We start from the raw sequence: 18,204 nt of genomic DNA on the forward strand, positions 1-18,204 counted from the left end.
CAAAAATTTAACTTTTATCGAACCCCCGCAGCTCAATCACCCGAAACACATCGCTCACATCCTGGACCATAATCCTAGCGATATTGGTCGCGGTGTTGATGTCTTGTTCGGCGTGATCGGAAAAATGTGCGCAAGCGATGAGGTCGAGGTATTTGAGGGCGGCGTTGAGGCGTTCGGCGACGCAGGAGTGGAGGTCGCGTAGTGGGGCATTGGCGTCTATGAATAGGACGGGGTGGTCGGTGGCGGGGTGAGACATTTTTGCGTAGTCGTGAAGCGGTTTATCACTTGGCATAAGTAAACTTCCTCGTATCCGGGAGAGAAGCTACTGCCATTCGCTGCGAGTCGAAGGGTGGTAGCTATGTGCGGGTTCGCAGACCGAGGATACGAGGAACCCGGCAGACCCGAAGGTCTCCCACACACAGCCACCATTGAACGGATTTTCGGACGCTGATGCGACCGCCACCGTTTTTTGGGGGCGCTAGGTTACTACACGTATCGTCGGGGCTGCGAAACCCTGTCTCTGAAAAGTCAGCGACAACACCACTCTAGTCATCCATTTCAGCCACCACAACCGACCTGTAGGACGCCAACCCAACCCTGTGGCGAGGGAGCTTGCTCCCGCTCGGCGACGCAGTCGGCGTATTCCGGCGCATGCGGTGAACCTGGAGAAAAGGACTGGCCGGTTTTGGGTCTGCTTCGCAGTCCAGCGGGAGCAAGCTCCCTCGCCACAGGTGGTGTTTTCCTACCCATTTTTCAGACTCAAAAATCTGCGCTGATCTTGTTTGCCTGTTTGAACTTTCCTAAAAACCGATGTCAATTTGATGGCGTGTCGCGACGCTCATTGAGAATGGATCAAGCAGTGCCAGGCTGATTCCTGGCAACCCAGGGAAGTGTGTGATGAGACTATTACTCGCCATGTTGTTGATGTTCAGCAGCTACACGTTCGCCAGTTGCGGCAACATCGATGACCACGATCAGCGGGCCTATTGCAATGCCAGGGAGAGCGGCAGCAGTTGCGGCAATATCGACAATCACGATATGCGGGCGGCGTGTAACGCGGAGATGGGCGGCAGTTCCTGCGGCAATATCGACGACCATGACCAGCGCGCCTACTGCAACGCCAAAAAGAGCGGCAGCAGTTGCGGCAATATCGATGATCACGACTTGCGTGCGCGGTGCAACGCGGAGCAGGGCGGCAGTTCTTGCGGGAACATCGATGACCATGATCAACGAGCTTATTGCAATGCCACGACCGGCGGCGGCAGTTGCGGAAATATTGGCGACCATGACCTGCGCACCCGGTGCGAAGCCATGAAACGTTGAAGCAATAAATCGCTCAGTGATTGCATCAAGCAGTGCCAGGCTGTTTCCTGGCAATCCAGGGAAGTGTGAGATGAAACTTATTCTTGCGATGTTGTTGCTGTTCAGCGGCTACGTTTCCGCCAGTTGTTCCAGCATCAGTGATCACGACAAACGCAGTTATTGCCAGGCCAGGCAGGAAGGCAGCAGCTGTTCTTCCATCGGCGATCACGACATGCGTTCGGCCTGCGAAGCGGAGAAAGGCAGTTCGTGTTCAAGCATCGGCGATCATGACCAGCGTGCTTATTGCGAGGCCAAAAAGGGTAGTAGTTGTTCGTCCATTGGCGACCATGACATGCGCTCGGCCTGCGAAGCGGAGAAAGGCAGTTCTTGTTCAAGCATTGGTGATCATGACCAACGTGCCTTTTGTGAAGCGAAGAAAGGCAGTAGTTGTTCGTCAATCGGCGATCATGATCTGCGCAATCAGTGCGAAGCCATGAAGCGCTGATCCGTCGGCCTGAATCCAAACGCAAAAAAGGGACACCCAACGGTGTCCCTTTTTTCTGGGCGACTGAAACGCAATTCCCGGACTGCCCAGTCAAACTTTTCACTTGTCACAACCCGGTTCATCGCCAAAGGTTCCCCCCATCGACACCACGTCGTAGACTGCGAAACAAGTTGTAACGCCTCACCCACGGACGGAACCGCGCATGATCGAAATCGGCAGCCGCAACAACGCCCCCACGCCGCAGCACCCCACTCAAGACATCTACATCTTCAGCATCGACTTGTCCCGACCGGCGACGCCGTTCTGTTTCGAGCAATCGATTGGCGGCGGGCATGCCAATCAGGGCGGGGCGCGGTGGCTGGCGCTGGATGAGCTGGACGCGTGGCCCGGCGAGTGGCGTGAGCATCTGCAGAAAGCCGATTGTGCGTGGGTGGCGCAGGTGATCGATGCGCATCCGGGGGCGGATCAGGCGATATTGGTTTCCGTGATTCTTGAACAACATTCCCAGCCAGTGGGCGCTTGAAAACTATCGGCAACTGGCTCAAACGCAACATCCATGTCGGCGGCCGTTACGGCGTTTAAACCACGGAGACTCGCATGACTCAAACCCTCGAACGCGCTATCGCCATCGCCGCCACCGCCCACACCGGGCAGGTGGACAAGGGCGGTGCGCCGTACATTCTGCATCCGCTGAAAGTCATGTTGCGCATGAACTCGCTGGAAGAACGCATCGTCGCCGTGTTGCACGATGTGGTCGAGGATTGCGGCGTCAGCCTCGATGACTTGCGCAAGGAAGGTTTCAGCGAAGAGGTGCTGACGGCGATTGAATCAGTGACCAAAGTGCCCGGCGAATCCTACGAGGATTTCGTCGAGCGTGCTGCGCAGAACCCGATTGGCCGGGTGGTGAAACTGGCGGATCTGGAAGAGAACAGCGACCTGTCGCGGATCGCCTCGCCGAGTTGGGAGGATCTGGAACGGGTCGAGAAGTATCGGCGGGCGATTGGGCGGTTGCGCGCGTAAGAAGGGATACCCCCCTGTAGGAGCTGCCGAAGGCTGCGATCTTTTGATCTTGCTTCTAAAAATCAAAGTCAAAAGATCGCAGCCTGCGGCAGCTCCTACAGGGGAGTGGAATACCTCAGGGAAATAGCCAGGAAGGCGAAAATATGAAATCGATTCTGTGTTTGTTGATCGCGGCTGCCGTTGGCGCTGCGTTGCAGGTCAGTGGTGTCCCTCATGGCTTGTTGCTGGGGGCGATTCTTGTCACCGCATTGGTCGCCACCAGGTTCGGGTTTGCCCCCGCGACGCCTTATGGTTTGGGCTACATCCAGGTCACGCTGGGCATCGCTACCGGGCTGATGTTCGAGGCGTGGGACAGTGCGACGGCTTCGGCGATGCTGCCGAGCCTCGGCGTTCTGCTGATATGCCTGACCGTGCAGATTGCCCTCGCCGGATGGTGGCTGACCCGCGGCGCTGGATGGAATCGCACCGATGCGCTGTTGGCGGTGTACCCCGGCGCACTGGCGGCAGTGTTTGATTTGCTCGAATCGGAAAAGGCTTCGAGCAAAGTCATCATCGTCCACCTGATGCGCTTGCTGTTGATCACGGTGTTGGTGAGCTTCTTGATTCCCGGGCAGGCCTCGGTGGCCGTGATGGAAAGCGCTCCATTGAGCACGGGCATGGCGTTGACGGTGCTGGCGCTGATCGGCTTGAGCATCGTCATCGGGCGCTTGCTGTTGGTGATCGGCGTGCCGGCGCCGTTCATGTTGACGGCGATTCTGCTCACTGCGGTGTTTGTGAAATCGGGATGGCTGCACGGCTTCCACATGCCGGACTGGAGCCTGAATCTGGCGGCGCTGATTCTTGGCGTGCGGATCGGTTCGCGCTTTCAGGGGCTCGGCCTTGCGGAATTGGGGCGGCACGGGCGGACGGCGTTGGTGTCGGTGGGGCTGATGATCGTGGTGGCGGCGCTTTTCGCCGAAGTGGCGGCGCGGTGGCTGGGCAGTGATCCGCTATCGCTGTGGCTGGCGTACATGCCGGGGGCGATCGAGACGATTGCGATTGTCGCGTTTGCCGGCGGGTTGAATGTGGTGTTTATCCTCACGCACCACCTGGCGCGGATGGTGCTGCTGCACTTTGCGCCGGCGTTGCTGGTGCAGGTGCGGCGGGCGCGGGAGGAAGTCTGAAGCACACCCCCCTGTGGGGAGGGAGCAAGCTCCCTCGCCACAAAGGTTCAGTTATCTTTACCGAATGTGGGCGGCAAAGCCCTCAAGCCCTGGTGCAATACCTTCCTTCAGCGTCAACGCCGGAATCTCGTAATCGCCGCCGTTCTGCTGTCGATACGCAATCGGCCGCGTGCTCCACAATTCATCCAGCCGCGTGCCCAGTTCCTCGCAAGTCGCGGCAAATGTCGCCTCGTCCATTCGACCGACTCGATAGGCCACGAACGGCGGCACCACCTCAAAACCGGGGTAGTAGAGGATTCCGTGATTGATCGGGAACAGCACGTCATCAATCGGCCCGTTGATCCCGCGCGGACTGTAGTGCGAGTCCCAGCCGCCGGTGGTGACCATCAACATCGCCCGCTTGCCTTTCATTTTCCCTTCGCCATAGCGCTCGCCCCAACGCGAATCGGAGTGTTCGCCAACGCCGTAGGCAAAACCGCAGGCGTACACGCGCTCGACCCAGCCCTTGAGAATCGCCGGCATGGAAAACCACCACAGTGGGAATTGCAGGATCAGTGCGTCGGCCCAGAGCAGTTTTGCTTGCTCGGCGGCGATATCGGCGGCCTGGGTGCCCTGGGCGTAGGCCAGTTTCGAATCGCCTGAGGCGTCAAACGGGCGGCTGCGGTCGCGTTCAGGGGCGTCGTCGGCGTCGAGGGTGGTCTTCCAGTTCATCGCGTAGAGATCGGAGACCTGCACGGTGTGGCCGGCGGCTTGCAGGCGCTGGACGGTGAAGTCCTTGAGCGAGCCATTGAGCGAGGTGGGTTCAGGGTGGGCGTAGACCAGTAGCACATTCATGTTGCAGCTCCTTGGTTGAATGCAGGCAGGATCAATCCTTGATCGGTATATTGGAAATGAATGTCTGATATGTCAGGTATAGCCATGAATAATTTACGACGTCTGGATATCAACTTGCTGTTGACCCTAGACGTGTTATTGGCAGAACACAACGTAACCCGCGCCGCAGAGCGGTTGAGCCTGTCGCAGCCGTCAGTGAGCGTGCACCTGGCCAAGCTGCGCGAGATCTTCGGCGACCCGCTGTTGCTGCCCGGGCCACGCGGGATGCGGCCGACGGCGCGGGCCGATGAGTTGCGTGAGCCGTTGCGTGAAGCGCTGGAGGCACTGGAGCGAGCGGTGGCGCCGGCCAGTGCCTTCGATCCGGCCCAGGCCCGCCACATCTGGACAGTCGCGGCGACCGATTACGGCGAATCGACGGTGGTGCTGCCGGCCCTCAGCGGTTTGCGCACTCAGGCGCCGGGCACGCGGCTGGCGGTGCTCGATCTGGTGCCGGCGCAATTGGTCAAGCAGGCGGAGCAGGGCGTGTTTGACCTGGCGCTGCACATCACCGAAGAGGCGCCGCTGGATCTGCATCAGCGGGTGCTGTTCACCGAGCATTACGTGTTGGCCGGTCGCGTCGGGCATCCGGGGTTGACGCGTAAACCGAACCGCGAACAGTTCTGCGCGCTGGAACACGTAATGGTGTCGCGTGAGGGCGGGGGCTTTTTCGGGGTGACCGACAAGGCGCTGGCCGAGGTCGGTCTGGCGCGCAAAGTGGTGCTGTCGGTGCCGCACTTTCTGATGGTGATGTCAGTGCTGGCGAGTACCGATCTGGTGGCGATGCTGCCGTCACGGCTGGTGCGCGGCAACCCGGCGTTGCAAGTTGTCGACGCACCGCTGCAGGTGCCGGGCTACGAAATGGCGATGTTCTGGGGCGAGCGCGCGCACCGCGATCCGGCACACAAATGGTTGCGAGAGCACCTGGCGGCGTCGGTGTAGTGGGTCAGGCGTGGCCCAGGGCAATCGCAAAAGACACCACGATCATGCACGCAAACGCAAAATTGAGATTCATCAGCTGTTCATCCTGAGCCTTTTTCGAGTGGGGCCATTCTGAACAGACGCACGGCAAAGAAAAAATTCGGCATGTTGATTCCAATGATCGAAACAATTGATAGCGGCTGGTTTGTGTTTGCCCGAGGCTTTCGCTAGTCTCGGCAAAACCTGCAACTACAAGCATAAACAGGCATAACCATGCACGATCATTCGGTCACCGAACTCCCGTCCCTGCGCCGGCAGAAAATCCTCCTGATCCTCGAACGCGACGGCAAGGTCATGGCGTCCGAGTTGAGCCAGCACTTCGCCGTGTCCGAAGACACCATCCGCCGTGACCTCGCCGAACTGGACAACGCCGGCCTAGTGCAGCGCGTGCACGGCGGGGCGCTGCCAAGGCCCAAGGACTCCGGTAAGGATTTCTTCACCCGACTGGATGAGACTGACGAGGTGAAAGTGCGGTTGGCGCAATGGGCGGCGCAGAAAGTCGAGGACGGGCAGATCGTGCTGTTCGATTCCGGCTCGACCACGTTGCAGGTGGCGCGCTCGCTGCGGGCGGATATCCAGATCACCGCGGTGACCGCCGCGCCGATGACGGCGATTGCGCTGTCCGAATACAAGGGCGTGAAAGTGATTCTGGCCGGTGGGCAACTGAACCCGCGCACGATGTCGGCCGGTGGGCATGAGGCGGTGCGGTTGTTGGCCGGGATCAAGGCCGATCTGGCGTTTACCGGCGTCTGCGCGATTCATCCGGAGGTGGGCGTCACCTCGCTGCATTTTGATGAAGTGCCGGTGAAGCAGGCGCTGCTCGACAGCGCGGCGCGGGTGATTGCGGTGACCACCGCGGATAAATTAGGCGCGGTGGAGCCGTTTGTGGTGGCTTCGTGTTCGCGCCTGCATACGCTGATTACCGAGCGGCATGTGGCGTCGGGGAGTATCGAGGATTATCGGCGGTTGGGGATTGTGGTGGAGCAGTTGCCTGATTGAGATTTTGTGCTGAGGTTGATGGCCTCATCGCGAGCAGGCTCACTCCTACAGTTGGAATGCGTTCCCCTTGTAGGAGTGAGCCTGCTCGCGAAAGGGCCAGTGCGATCAACGCAGTTTTTCAAGCATCTGGTAATACCACATCCCCGCCGCCAGCAACGGATTGCCCAGCAAATCCCCCATCGGCACCCGAATGTGCTGGCACTGCGCAAAGGTGTCGAACTGTTCCATCTGCCCGGTGATCGCGCGGCTCATGATTTCACCCATGATGTGCGTCGTCGCGATGCCGTGTCCGGAATAACCCTGGCAATACCAGACATTGTCCGAGAGTTTGCCCAGTTGCGGGATGCGGTTGATTACGATGCCCATCGCGCAGCTCCACTGGTAGTCGATCTGCACCCCTTTGAGCGCCGGGAACGTCTGCTCGATGCACGGGCGCAGCTCGGCGGCGATGTCCCGTGAATCCTTGCCACTGTAATTGGCGCCGCCACCGAACAGCAGGCGCCCGTCGGCCGTGAGGCGGTAGTAGTCGAGGACGAAACGGCAGTCGTACACCGCCAGGTCTTCGGGGTTGATCTGCCGCGCCAGATCACCCAGCGGCGCGGTGGTGACGATGCCGCCCATGGCCGGGAAAATCTTGCCCTTGAGCTGACCCGGTTCGAGCTTGTGATAGACGTCACCGGCGAGCATCACCTGATTGGCGTCGATCTGGCCATGGGCGGTGCGCACCCCTGGGGTTTTGCCGTGAATGATCTCCAACACTTCACTGTTCTCGAAGATCAATGCACCAAGACTCTCCGCCGCCCGCGCTTCGCCGATGCACAGGTTGAGCGGGTGCAGATGCATGTTGCGGGTGTTCTTGATCGCGCCGTGGTAGAGGTCGCTTTGCAGCAGGTCGCGCACCTGGCTGCGGTCGAGCAGGCTGACTTGATCACCCAGGCCGCGACGCACGGCTTCTTCGTAGTCGTTGCGCAAATCAGTCATGTGACTGGGCTTGTAGGCAGCGTGTAAATGGCCGTGTTTGAGGTCGCACTGAATGCCATATTTCGCCACGCGCTGCTGGATGATTTCATGCCCGCGCCAGCGCAGGTGCCAGATGAAATCGTCGACTTCATCACCGAGTTTCGGGCGCATCTGTTTACGCATCGCACCGTCGCCGGAGAGGCTGCCGGTGACTTGCCCGCCATTGCGTCCGGTGGCGCCCCAGCCGATTTTATTGCTCTCGACGATGGCGACTTTCAGGCCTTTTTCGGCGAGTTCGACGGCGGTGGCAACGCCGGTGAAACCGCCGCCGATGATCACCACATCCACCTGGTGCCGGCCCTGCAGGGTCGGGTAGTCGGTGTCCTGGTTGAGGGTGGCGGTGTAGTAGGAATTGCAGCGTTGGGTCATGTCAGTGTCCACACAAAATTCGGAATTCGGAGTGCAATCCCCTGTGGGAGCGGGCTTGCTCGCGAATGCGGTGGGTCAGTCACTGAAATATTGAATGTGACGACGCCTTCGCGAGCAAGCCCGCTCCCACAGGGGGGATTGATGCTGTGCTTCAGGCTTCGGTCAGGTACCAGCGCCAATCCTGTTCACCCACCTCGGCCATGAACTGCCGGTACTCGGCGCGTTTCACCGCCAGGTACACCCCGAGAAATTCCTGGCCCAGGGCATCCCGTGCCCACGCGGAATTCTCCAGCGCTTGCAGCGAGGTCAGCCAGTCGGTCGGCAGCAATTCCTTGGCTTGCGCATAGCCGTTGCCCTCGACCGGCGCCCCCGGATCAAGACTTTCGCGAATGCCACGATGGATCCCGGCGAGGATCGCGGCCGCCGCCAGATACGGGTTGGCGTCGGCGCCGCAGATGCGGTGTTCGATGTGCCGGGTGTTGGCCGGGCCGCCCGGCACGCGCAGGCTGACGGTGCGGTTGTCGACGCCCCAGGTCGGCGCCAATGGCGCATAGCTGTTGGCCTGGAAGCGCCGGTAGGAGTTGGCATTGGGGCAGAACAGCAGCAGCGAATCGAGCAGCGAGGCGAGCATGCCGCCAATCGCGGTGCGCAGCAGTGGCGTACCGGCCGGGTCCTCGGAAGCAAACAGATTGCGCCCTTCGGCATCGGCGAGGCTGACGTGCATGTGCATGCCAGTACCGGCCAGATCATCGAACGGCTTGGCCATGAACGTCGCCCGCATGCCGTGCTTGTGCGCCACCGCTTTGACCAGGCGTTTGTAGCGCACCGCCTGATCCATCGCGAGCAAGGCGTCGCCATGTTCGAGGGTGATTTCCACTTGGCCCGGGGCGTATTCGGAGATCGCCGTACGCGCCGGAATGCCGTGCAGTTTGCAGGCGCTGTAGAGGTCGGCGAGGAACGGTTCGATCTGCTCCAGTTCACGCAAACCGTAGACCTGGGTGTGTCGCGGCCGGCCACCGTCGGCGTCCAGCGCCGGTTGCGGACGACCGTTGTGATCGCGTTTGGCGTCGAGCAGATAGAACTCCAGCTCGCACGCCATCACCGGGTGAAAACCCTCGGCCTTGAGGCCGTCGATCACTTTGATCAGTAGATGACGCGGGTCGGCGATGCTCGCCGGCAGGCCCTCGGTCGGGTGCATGCTGACTTGCACCGCCGCAGTTGGAATCTGCCGCCATGGCAGGCGCACCAGACTGCCTTCGAGCGGGTAGGCGCGGCAGTCGATGTCGCCGACGTCCCACACCAGACCTGAGTTTTCCACGTCTTCGCCCTGCACGGTCAAACCGAGGATGGTGCTGGGCAGCGGGCGACCGCTTTCGTAGACCGCCAGCAACTCCTCGCGGTGTAACAACTTGCCGCGCGGTACGCCGTTGGCGTCGAGGATGAACAGCTCGATCATGTCGATATCGGGGTTCTGTTCAAGGAACAGGCGTGCGTCTTCGATGGCTGCGAATTTCATGGTCAATCACTCACGATGGCGCCGGGCAGGCGCGCAGAATCGGGCCGGACGCAGCTATGGCGTCCCGGCAGGGATATCAAATGGAGATCAGTCAGACGTGACGTAGAACCTGTGGCGAGGGAGCTTGCTCCCGCTGAGGCGCGAAGCGGCTCTCGCTTTTTGATTCAAAGGCAGGGGACTGCTACGCAGTCCAGCGGGAGCAAGCTCCCTCGCCATAATGGATCCTTACTGACTGACAGAAATCAGCAGGCGATATCCGGCGGGCGTGCGGAGTGACGCAGCTTGGAACGGCGCAGGGCCATGGGGAGATTGACGATACGATTCATACGCCGCCCCAGTGGGAGAGGGCGCGCAGGCGAGAGACGTTCAACGTTTCTGGTTGTTGTGGTGACGTACTCATAACGCGTGTTTCCGTTGGCGGAAAACGTCGGTGGCGGGATGGCCCCGCCGACCGGTGTGCCCGGATAGTAAGGGGCAATCCGCGGGCCTGTAAACCGATGATTGTGCCCCTGCCTCTTTGGCCGCTGCTCAGTTCAGCAGATGAAAGCCCAGCCCGGCGAGGGCGCAAACGATCAACACTGCAATCACACCGCGCTTGAAAATGAACAGCGCCAGTGCGGCCAGCAACGCCAGCCCGATGGAAAACAGATCCGTGTGCCCGGCAAAACCGTTGGGCCAGAACACGTGATAAGCGAAGAAACACGCCAGGTTCAGAATCACCCCGACCACCGCAGCGGTGATAGCGGTCAACGGTGCAGTGAATTTCACTTCATTGTGGGTCGATTCCACCAGCGGTCCGCCGGCGAGGATGAACAGGAACGAGGGCAGGAAGGTGAACCAGGTCACCAGTGTCGCCGCCAGTGCGCCAGCGGCGAACGCATGTTCCGCGCCGAACGCCGGTTGCACGTAACCGCCGATGAAGCCGACAAACGCCACCACCATGATCAGTGGCCCGGGCGTACTTTCGCCAAGGGCGAGGCCGTCGATCATCTGCGTTGGCGTCAGCCAGCCGTAGTGCCCGACTGCGCCCTGATAGACATAGGGCAACACCGCGTAAGCGCCGCCAAAGGTCAGCAGCGCGGCTTTGGTAAAGAACCAGCCCATTTGCGTGAAGGTGCCGTCCCAGCCGAACAGCGCGGTCAGCAGCGCCATCGGCAAACACCACAGCACCGCGCCGACCAACAGCAGACGCCACAGCTTCGGCAGGCTGAATCGGGCATGTTCGGGCGTTGGCGTGTCGTCATCGATCAACGCCGGGCCGAAGGATTGGGCACTGCCGCGCTGGCTGCCATTGTCGAACCGTTGTGGCGCCAGTCGCCCGCCGAGATAGCCGAGCAACGCCGCACTGAGGACGATCAGCGGGAACGGCAGGTTGAAGGCAAAGATCGCCACGAACGACGCCCCGGCGATTGCCCACAGCCAACTGTTTTTCAGCGCCCGCGAACCGATGCGATGCGCCGCGTGCAGCACAATCGCAGTCACCGCCGGTTTGATTCCGTAAAAGATCCCGGCCACCACCGGCACGTCACCGAACGCGATGTACAGCCACGACAGCGCAATCAGGATGAACAGCGACGGCAATACGAACAGCGCCCCGGCAATCACTCCGCCCCAGGTGCGATGCAACAGCCAGCCAATGTAGGTCGCCAGTTGCTGGGCTTCAGGGCCGGGCAGCAACATGCAGTAGTTGAGCGCATGCAGGAACCGTCGCTCGGAGATCCAGCGCCGGCGCTCGACCAGTTCCTGATGCATGATCGCGATCTGCCCGGCCGGGCCGCCGAAACCGATGCAGCCGAGCTTGAGCCAGAAACGCCAGGCCTGGCGCAGGGTGACGGGAGCGGGTTTGGGCAGGTCTTCAACGGGTATGCTCAAGCGTGGCTCCTGAGATAGATGCTGGCGGAGCCGCTATCTAATCAGGCTTTTATGAAAAAGTGCTATCGGTAAGCTGAACCTGTGGCGAGGGAGCTTGCTCCCGCTGGGCTGCGTAGCAGTCCCGCTTTTTTGGGGCCGCTAAGCGCCCCAGCGGGACGGTGCGACGATTCGCCAAGCTCCCTCGCCAGGGTCTGATTCACTCTTCAGGATCAGGCATGCGCCAGACTCCAGCGCAGCGCCGCATTCTGGTCGCTCTCCCGCGCCTCGACCCAATGCGAACCCTGCGCCGTGGTCTCGCGCTTCCAGAACGGCGCGCGGGTCTTGAGCACGTCCATGATAAACGCGCAGGCTTCGAACGCCATGTGCCGGTGCTTGCTGCTGACGCCTACAAACACGATCGGTTCGCTGACCGCCAGCGCGCCGACCCGATGCACAATCTCCACTCCCAGCAGCGGCCAGCGCTCGCGCGCCTCGTCGGCGATCTGTTCGAGGGCTTTTTCGGTCATGCCCGGATAGTGCTCGAGGAACAGCTCGTTCACGCTCTGGCCAATGTTCAGATCGCGCACATAGCCAATGAAATTCACCACCGCGCCGACCCGTGGATTGCGCGCATGCAGGTCGGCGGTCAATTGGCCGACGTCGAAACTTTTGTACTGAACTCGAACCGTCATGCTCAGCCCCCGGTGACCGGTGGGAAAAACGCGATCTCGTCGAAGTCCTCAATGGCCGCACTCGGCTGGCACAGTTCCTGATTCAACGCGCACATCAGGTTGCCGGCGCCGAGCACTTCGCGCCATTCCTCGCCGCGGGCCATGAGCAATTGCCGCACGTCTTCGATGCAGGTCAGGTTGTCGCTCAAGGGGATTTTTTCACCGCCCAGATTGAGGCGATCACGGTAGCTGGCGAAGTAGTTGATCAGGATCATTGCGCGTCCTCCCATTGAAAATGCCCGGAGCGTCCGCCCTGTTTGCTCAGCAGGCGGATGTCGCCGATGACCATCGCCCGGTCCACCGCTTTGCACATGTCATAGATCGTCAATGCGGCGACGCTGGCGGCGGTCAGCGCTTCGAGTTCGACGCCGGTCTGGCCGGTGAGGCGGCAGGTGCTGGTGATCTGTACGCGGTCCGGTTCGCAGGCCTTGAGTTCGACATGAATCGAGCTGAGCAGCAGCGCATGGCACAGCGGGATCAGCTCGTGGGTGCGCTTGGCTGCCTGAATTCCGGCGATCCGTGCCACGGCGAAAACGTCGCCCTTGGGGTGCCCGTTGGCCTGGATCATCTGCAGCGTTTCCGGGCGCATCTGCACCCAGGCTTGCGCCACCGCTTCGCGGCGAGTCGCGGCTTTGTCGCTGACATCGACCATGTTGGCGCGGCCCTGATCGTCGAGGTGGGTGAGGGTGTTGCTCATGGCGAAAGCTCCTGGATCGGGCTGTAGATTCGGGGGGCGTTACGGTGCGGAACGTGGATCAGATTCAGCTGATGCTTGAGCGCCCAGCGCACGGTCAATGCGGTGGGAGCGGACAGACTGACGAGGGTGCCGAGGCGGGCGCGCACGGCCTTGTGGATCAGTTCGAGGCTGCAACGGCTGGTGACCACCACAAAGCCCTGACGCGCATCGACGTCTGCGCTGTGCATCGCGCCGATCAGCTTGTCGAGGGCGTTGTGCCGGCCAATGTCTTCGCGGCACAACAGCGCCTCACCGCGGGCATCGAAGTACAGCGCCGCGTGCAGGGCGCCGCTGCTGCGGGCCAGTGGCTGAGCCTGTTCGATACGCTGGCGGATGCCATCGAAATGCGCGGCCGGCGGCAATGCGCAGGGTTGCAGGATCTGTAGTTGCGGCAGCGCCTGCTCCAGCGCTTCGACGCCACAGATGCCGCAACCGCTGGTGCCGGTCATCTGCCGACGATGATCTTTCAGCGCCCAGAAGGCACGACTGGAAATCTGCACGTCGGCCTGGCAGGCCTGATCGAAATGCGTCAGATGGATATCGTAGATCTCGTCGACGCTGTCGATGATCGCGTTGCTCAGGCTGAAGCCACGGATGAAGTCTTCGAGGTTGCCGGGCGAGACCATCATCACCGCCTGACTCAGGCCATTGAAGGTGATCGCCAGAGCAATCTCCGCGGCCAGGGCGGCGTGCGAGAGCGGGGCGTCTTGCAGGTATTCGCGAAAGGCCACCTGTGACGGTTGCGGTGCGGGGGCATTGCCATCCCCCGGTTCGGCGGTTGTTGCAACCTGGCACTGCATCTTGAAAAGTCCCGAAGCGCTGAAGTGAGTTCAGGCTACGGGGGAGTCAAAAGTGCGTCCAATCGCTTGTTCTGATCTGGTGATTGGGTGGGTCGATCACCGCTGTCATATCCGAAATGTGTGTTGGCTGGGCGGGCCTCTTCGCGAGCAAGCCCGCTCCCACATTTGAAATGCATTCAACCTGTGGGAGCGGGCTTGCTCGCGAAGGCGGCCAGGCGTCCAACAGCAATGTCTGGATAGTCACTCAAACAATCGGCACCTCACCTCCAAACATTTTCCGCGCCTCGGCAAAGCACTTCTCGGCAATCGCCGAACGCGGCTCGGTCTTGCGCATCACCAGCCCCAGCGGCGCGAGCACGCTGGCATCCGGCAGTTGCATGAACGACAGGTGTTCGATCGGCTCTTCCAGCCCGCTGTCCAGCGGCATGATCGAGCAGCAGAATCCTTGGTGGATCGCCTGCAGCAGCTGATAGGTCGAATCACTTTCCATGATCGGCTGCGGATTCAGCCCGCGACTGCGGAAACTCAGGTCGATGGATTTACGGTAATGCATGCCGGTGGTGATCATCCCCAACGGCAGTTCGGCGGCGTCTTCCCAGCTCATTTCCGAGCCTTCGAAATGGAAGTGACGGTTGTCGTACAGCAGCCCGACGCGGGTTTCACCGATCTCGAAAAAATCGAAATAGTTCGGGTTGACGTGGTCGAGGTAGCACACGCCCAGGTCCAGTTGATTGTTGCCGAGGCCGGCGATGATCTCGTCGGAACTCCCCGACGACAGACTGAATTTCAGCTCGGGATAGGTCCCGGACAAGCCCTGAATGTAATTGACCGGATTGAAGTTGCTCAGCGGCACCAGCCCCAGGCGCAGGCTGCCGACCAGTTGCCCGCGGCACGCCGCCGCTTCGGCGAACAGACCGTCATGCGCGGCCAGCAGTGTGCGCGCCCAGGCCAGCACCCGCTCGCCGGCCTGAGTGAAACCCTCGAAGCGCTGACCGCGATTGACCAGCACCAGATCCAGCTCGTCTTCCAGATTGCGCAGACGCATCGACAGGGTCGGCTGGGTGATGTGGCAGCGGGCGGCGGCCTGGCCGAAGTGTCGGGTTTCGTCCAGTGCGATCAGGAACTTGAGTTGTTTGATGTCCACGAAGGCACCTGCTCGTTGAGAAATTGAATGGAGTATTGACGCAGATGCGCGCAGCGCACGGAAAACGCGAGGTGCGACGATCTCATTTGCCTGTGTTTGCGTCCAATCGGAAGCATTGAAAAGACTATCGATCAGCTCTATCGCCCATGGTTTCAAAGGCTTTGGCCGAGGTCAACGGCACCGATAGAGCAGGTCGATAATGTGGTTGGCCAGAGTGATTAGACAGTACTCATAAGTGGCACTTAGGCTGCTCGGCAATCTGATTGACTACTGCCGGAGAGTCCCATGAGCGCGAAAGCGGATGCCCTGTTTGTCCCCCTGAACATTGCCGTACTGACCGTCAGCGATACTCGCGATTATGCGAGCGACACGTCCGGCCAATTGCTGGTCAGCCGATTGCTGGAGGCCGGTCATACCTTGAGCGAGCGCAACCTGCTCAAGGATGATCTGTACAAGATCCGCGCCCAGGTCGCCCACTGGATTGCCGACGACAGCATTCAGGTGGTGCTGATCACCGGCGGCACTGGCTTCACCGGGCGCGACAGCACGCCAGAAGCGGTGGCCTGTCTGCTCGACAAGCAGATCGATGGGTTTGGCGAGTTGTTCCGCGCGATTTCGATTCTCGACATCGGCACCTCCACCGTGCAAAGCCGTGCGCTGGCCGGCTTGTCCAACGGCACGCTGGTGTGCTGCCTGCCGGGTTCGACCGGTGCCTGTCGCACCGCGTGGGAAGGCATCCTCGCCGAACAACTGGATAACCGCCATCGCCCGTGCAACTTCGTGCCGCACCTCAAATCAGTAGCCGCCTGTGGGCCGCGCGGATGAGCAAGGCAGCGTTGATGCCGGTCGAGGACGCCCTCGATCAGTTGCTCGGCATGGCCAATGAGCAACGGCTGGCCGACAGCGAAATACTGCCGCTCGACGAGGCGCGTGGACGAGTTTTGGCCAGTGATCTGGTGGCGACACTCGACCTGCCGCCGTGGCCGAACAGTGCCATGGACGGTTATGCGTTGAACCTGGCCGATCTGCATCGCCAGCCGTTGAAGGTCTCGCAAAAGGTCTACGCCGGCCAGGCGCCGGACGCGCTATTGCCCGGTACCTGCGCGCGGATCTTTACCGGCGCACCGCTGCCACCCGGCGCCACTTGCGTCGAGATGCAAGAAAACGTCGAAGTGCTCGAAGACGGTCGCGTGCGCTTCCTGCAGGCGCTGAAAGCGGGGCAGAACATTCGCGCGCAAGGTCAGGAAAATCGCGTTGGCGACATCCTGCTGCGCGCCGGCAAACGCCTCGGGCCGTTCGAACTGGCGGTCGCGGCCGGGCAGGGGCTGGCGCAACTGCACGTGGCGCGTCGCCCGCGTGTGGCGCTGCTGTCCACCGGTGACGAACTGGTCGAGCCGGGTCTGCCGCTGCGTCCCGGCAGCATCTACAACAGCAACCGCGTGTTGCTCGGCCACTGGCTGAAGGAACTGGGCTGCGAGGTGATCGACGCCGGGATTCTGCCGGATCGTCCGGCACAGACGCGGCTCAAACTTGAGCAACTGCAAGTGGCGGCCGACCTGATCCTGACCACGGGTGGCGTGTCTGCCGGCGATGCCGATTGCCTTGGGCAGGTGCTGCGCGACAACGGCAAACCGCTGCTGTGGAAACTCGCGATCAAGCCTGGCAAACCGCTGACCGTGGGGCATTTCGGTACGGTCCCGGTGATTGGCCTGCCGGGCAATCCGACCTCGGCGCTGGTGACCTTCGGCCTGCTGGCGCGGCCGTATCTGCTGCGCATTCAGGGCGTGGAAGAGGTCATGCCGTTGCGCTTTACGGTGAATGCCGGATTTGAATGGAGTAAAGCTGGCAGCCGTCGAGAATATCTGCGTGTGCGGCTGGAGGCGGGGCGCGCGGTGTTGTATCCGAACCAGAGTTCCGGTGTTTTGCTCGGTGCGACCTGGGCTGACGGGTTGGTGGAAGTGCCGGAAAACAGTACTCACGGCATTGGCGATGAGCTGCGCTTCATTCCCTTCAGTGAACTGTTCTGACCCCGACACAAATCAGAACTGTGGGAGCGAGCCTGCTCGCGAAGGCGGCGTGTCATACAACATCAATGTTGGCTGACAGGCACTCTTCGCGAGCAGGCTCGCTCCCACATTTGGATGTGTGATGTTCATCCATTCTGCGGGTGTACCTCAAACCTGTAGGAGTGAGCCTGCTCGCGATGACGGCGGCACAGTCAACATCTTCACTGACTGGTCGACCGCTATCGCGAGCAGGCTCACTCCTACAGAGGGAACGAGCTCAGCTCAGCACATAGTCCACCGGCAGCAGCATCGGTGGCAGGTCGGTCACGCCCAGTTCGCTGAGGATGTCACGCTCGATGGTGCGTACCAGCGAGTCAGTCGCCAAATCGTTTTCATCGCGGCCGAACGGGTCTTCCAGCTCATCGGCAATCGCATCCAGACCAAAGAACGTGTAGCTCACGATCGCCGTGAACAATGGGGTCAGCCAGCCCAGTGGTTCGGCCATGGCGAAGGGCAGCAGGATGCAGAACAGGTAGATCGTGCGATGCAGCAGTAAGGTGTAGGGGAAGGGCAGCGGGGTGTTTTTGATCCGTTCGCACACCGCTTGCGCCTGGGTCAGGCTGGTCAGGTGATTGGCCAGCAGCATGTAGCGCCACTCGCTCAGTTCACCGCTTTGATGCAAGTCGGAACACTGCTGGCCGACCTGCTGCAGAATCCGCCCGCTGTAGTCCGGCACCTGCGGATCGTGTTGCGGGGTGATCCACGCACGGCTGGCCGCCGCTTCGCTTTCCCGGCGCAATCGCGCATTCAGCGAGTGGGCAAAACCGCAGAGGTTGAGCAGCAACGGCTTGCGTTGTACCGACTCACGGATGACATGGGTTTCGCGAATCACCGAACGAATGTGCACCAGCACATCGCCCCAGGCCTTGCGCGCTTCATACCAGCGGTCATAGCAGGCGTTGTTGCGAAAATTCATGAAGATCGACAGCGACAGCCCGAGCAAGGTGAACGGCGTGGCGTTGACCTTGGTGAAGTTGCTCGGGTGGAGGATTTCAATCAGGACGATGGCCGAGGCCAGCAAGGTGACCATCAAAGTGCGCAGGGCGATACGTTTGGCAATCGAACCCTTGAGGGTGAAGAGGATGGCGAATTGGTTGACCTTGGGTCTGATGATCATGCTGGGCGATCCCG

Annotated in this window: 20 protein-coding genes; 9 read left to right on the top strand and 11 right to left on the bottom strand. The window is 61.0% G+C overall.

Going from position 1 to position 18,204, the window contains the following annotated elements:
- Positions 1 to 7 precede the first annotated feature (7 nt).
- Positions 8 to 292 (bottom strand): fructose-bisphosphate aldolase, encoded by a 285-nt coding sequence (locus LCH64_RS10120; protein ID WP_226500143.1) that lies wholly within the window; start codon positions 290 to 292, stop codon positions 8 to 10.
- 605 nt (positions 293 to 897) lie between these two features.
- Between LCH64_RS10120 and LCH64_RS10125 the strand changes: the two genes are divergently transcribed.
- The 5 genes from LCH64_RS10125 (at position 898) to LCH64_RS10145 (ending at position 3,990) form a co-directional block, all read left to right on the top strand.
- Complete coding sequence (locus tag LCH64_RS10125) at positions 898 to 1,323, top strand: hypothetical protein (RefSeq protein ID WP_003226094.1); 426 nt, start codon at positions 898 to 900, stop codon at positions 1,321 to 1,323.
- 70 nt (positions 1,324 to 1,393) lie between these two features.
- Positions 1,394 to 1,807: an MSCRAMM family adhesin SdrC gene (locus tag LCH64_RS10130; RefSeq protein WP_226500144.1), complete on the top strand. Its 414-nt coding sequence runs from the start codon at positions 1,394 to 1,396 to the stop codon at positions 1,805 to 1,807.
- 202 nt (positions 1,808 to 2,009) lie between these two features.
- Entirely contained in the window at positions 2,010 to 2,330 is a 321-nt protein-coding gene (locus tag LCH64_RS10135) for a hypothetical protein (protein ID WP_226500145.1), read from the top strand.
- 74 nt (positions 2,331 to 2,404) lie between these two features.
- Positions 2,405 to 2,827, top strand: a complete 423-nt coding sequence (locus LCH64_RS10140; RefSeq protein ID WP_003226088.1) for an HD domain-containing protein — start codon at positions 2,405 to 2,407, stop codon at positions 2,825 to 2,827.
- Positions 2,828 to 2,970: 143 nt separating this feature from the next.
- Positions 2,971 to 3,990 (top strand): AbrB family transcriptional regulator, encoded by a 1,020-nt coding sequence (locus LCH64_RS10145; RefSeq protein WP_226500146.1) that lies wholly within the window; start codon positions 2,971 to 2,973, stop codon positions 3,988 to 3,990.
- A 57-nt stretch (positions 3,991 to 4,047) separates the two neighbouring features.
- Here the strand turns inward: LCH64_RS10145 and LCH64_RS10150 are convergent, their stop codons facing one another.
- Positions 4,048 to 4,824 (bottom strand): NAD(P)H-dependent oxidoreductase, encoded by a 777-nt coding sequence (locus LCH64_RS10150; RefSeq protein WP_226500147.1) that lies wholly within the window; start codon positions 4,822 to 4,824, stop codon positions 4,048 to 4,050.
- Between the two features lie 84 nt (positions 4,825 to 4,908).
- On the opposite strand from LCH64_RS10150, the gene LCH64_RS10155 reads away from it, so the two are divergent.
- Together LCH64_RS10155 and LCH64_RS10160 are read left to right on the top strand one after the other, a co-directional pair.
- Positions 4,909 to 5,802, top strand: a complete 894-nt coding sequence (locus LCH64_RS10155; protein ID WP_226500148.1) for a LysR family transcriptional regulator — start codon at positions 4,909 to 4,911, stop codon at positions 5,800 to 5,802.
- Positions 5,803 to 6,054: 252 nt separating this feature from the next.
- Positions 6,055 to 6,840 carry a DeoR/GlpR family DNA-binding transcription regulator gene (locus LCH64_RS10160; RefSeq protein ID WP_226500149.1) on the top strand — a complete coding sequence of 262 codons (786 nt, stop codon included), beginning with the start codon at positions 6,055 to 6,057 and terminating at the stop codon, positions 6,838 to 6,840.
- 105 nt (positions 6,841 to 6,945) lie between these two features.
- Here LCH64_RS10160 and LCH64_RS10165 read toward each other — a convergent pair whose 3' ends face one another.
- The 8 genes from LCH64_RS10165 to LCH64_RS10200 form a co-directional block, all read right to left on the bottom strand.
- Positions 6,946 to 8,229, bottom strand: coding sequence for an FAD-binding oxidoreductase (locus LCH64_RS10165; RefSeq protein ID WP_003226085.1), 1,284 nt, complete (start codon positions 8,227 to 8,229; stop codon positions 6,946 to 6,948).
- A 151-nt stretch (positions 8,230 to 8,380) separates the two neighbouring features.
- Complete coding sequence (locus LCH64_RS10170; protein WP_103486403.1) at positions 8,381 to 9,745, bottom strand: glutamine synthetase family protein; 1,365 nt, start codon at positions 9,743 to 9,745, stop codon at positions 8,381 to 8,383.
- A gap of 528 nt (positions 9,746 to 10,273) precedes the next feature.
- Entirely contained in the window at positions 10,274 to 11,617 is a 1,344-nt protein-coding gene (gene chrA, locus LCH64_RS10175; protein WP_226500150.1) for a chromate efflux transporter, read from the bottom strand.
- A gap of 209 nt (positions 11,618 to 11,826) precedes the next feature.
- Complete coding sequence (moaE, locus tag LCH64_RS10180; protein WP_003226080.1) at positions 11,827 to 12,288, bottom strand: molybdopterin synthase catalytic subunit MoaE; 462 nt, start codon at positions 12,286 to 12,288, stop codon at positions 11,827 to 11,829.
- Between the two features lie 2 nt (positions 12,289 to 12,290).
- Positions 12,291 to 12,542 (bottom strand): MoaD/ThiS family protein, encoded by a 252-nt coding sequence (locus LCH64_RS10185; protein WP_003226078.1) that lies wholly within the window; start codon positions 12,540 to 12,542, stop codon positions 12,291 to 12,293.
- Positions 12,539 to 13,024 carry a cyclic pyranopterin monophosphate synthase MoaC gene (moaC, locus tag LCH64_RS10190; protein WP_226500151.1) on the bottom strand — a complete coding sequence of 162 codons (486 nt, stop codon included), beginning with the start codon at positions 13,022 to 13,024 and terminating at the stop codon, positions 12,539 to 12,541. The genes LCH64_RS10185 and moaC overlap by 4 nt, the downstream gene beginning before the upstream one ends.
- Positions 13,021 to 13,863, bottom strand: coding sequence for a formate dehydrogenase accessory sulfurtransferase FdhD (gene fdhD / locus LCH64_RS10195; RefSeq protein ID WP_226500152.1), 843 nt, complete (start codon positions 13,861 to 13,863; stop codon positions 13,021 to 13,023). Before fdhD ends, moaC begins: the two co-directional genes overlap by 4 nt.
- Positions 13,864 to 14,107: 244 nt before the next feature.
- Complete coding sequence (locus LCH64_RS10200; protein WP_045122524.1) at positions 14,108 to 15,007, bottom strand: LysR family transcriptional regulator; 900 nt, start codon at positions 15,005 to 15,007, stop codon at positions 14,108 to 14,110.
- Positions 15,008 to 15,292: 285 nt separating this feature from the next.
- On the opposite strand from LCH64_RS10200, the gene moaB reads away from it, so the two are divergent.
- Both moaB and glp read left to right on the top strand, forming a co-directional pair.
- Positions 15,293 to 15,832 carry a molybdenum cofactor biosynthesis protein B gene (gene moaB / locus LCH64_RS10205; protein ID WP_027611709.1) on the top strand — a complete coding sequence of 180 codons (540 nt, stop codon included), beginning with the start codon at positions 15,293 to 15,295 and terminating at the stop codon, positions 15,830 to 15,832.
- A complete protein-coding gene (gene glp, locus LCH64_RS10210; RefSeq protein WP_226500153.1) occupies positions 15,829 to 17,034 on the top strand; it encodes a gephyrin-like molybdotransferase Glp in 1,206 nt (401 codons plus the stop codon). Before moaB ends, glp begins: the two co-directional genes overlap by 4 nt.
- A gap of 256 nt (positions 17,035 to 17,290) precedes the next feature.
- Here glp and LCH64_RS10215 read toward each other — a convergent pair whose 3' ends face one another.
- Positions 17,291 to 18,190, bottom strand: coding sequence for a bestrophin family protein (locus tag LCH64_RS10215; RefSeq protein WP_201137261.1), 900 nt, complete (start codon positions 18,188 to 18,190; stop codon positions 17,291 to 17,293).
- Between the last annotated feature and the right edge of the window lie 14 nt (positions 18,191 to 18,204).

Origin of the sequence: Pseudomonas sp. MWU16-30322, assembly GCF_020515535.1 — a bacterium.
GTDB lineage: Bacteria > Pseudomonadota > Gammaproteobacteria > Pseudomonadales > Pseudomonadaceae > Aquipseudomonas > Aquipseudomonas fluorescens_H.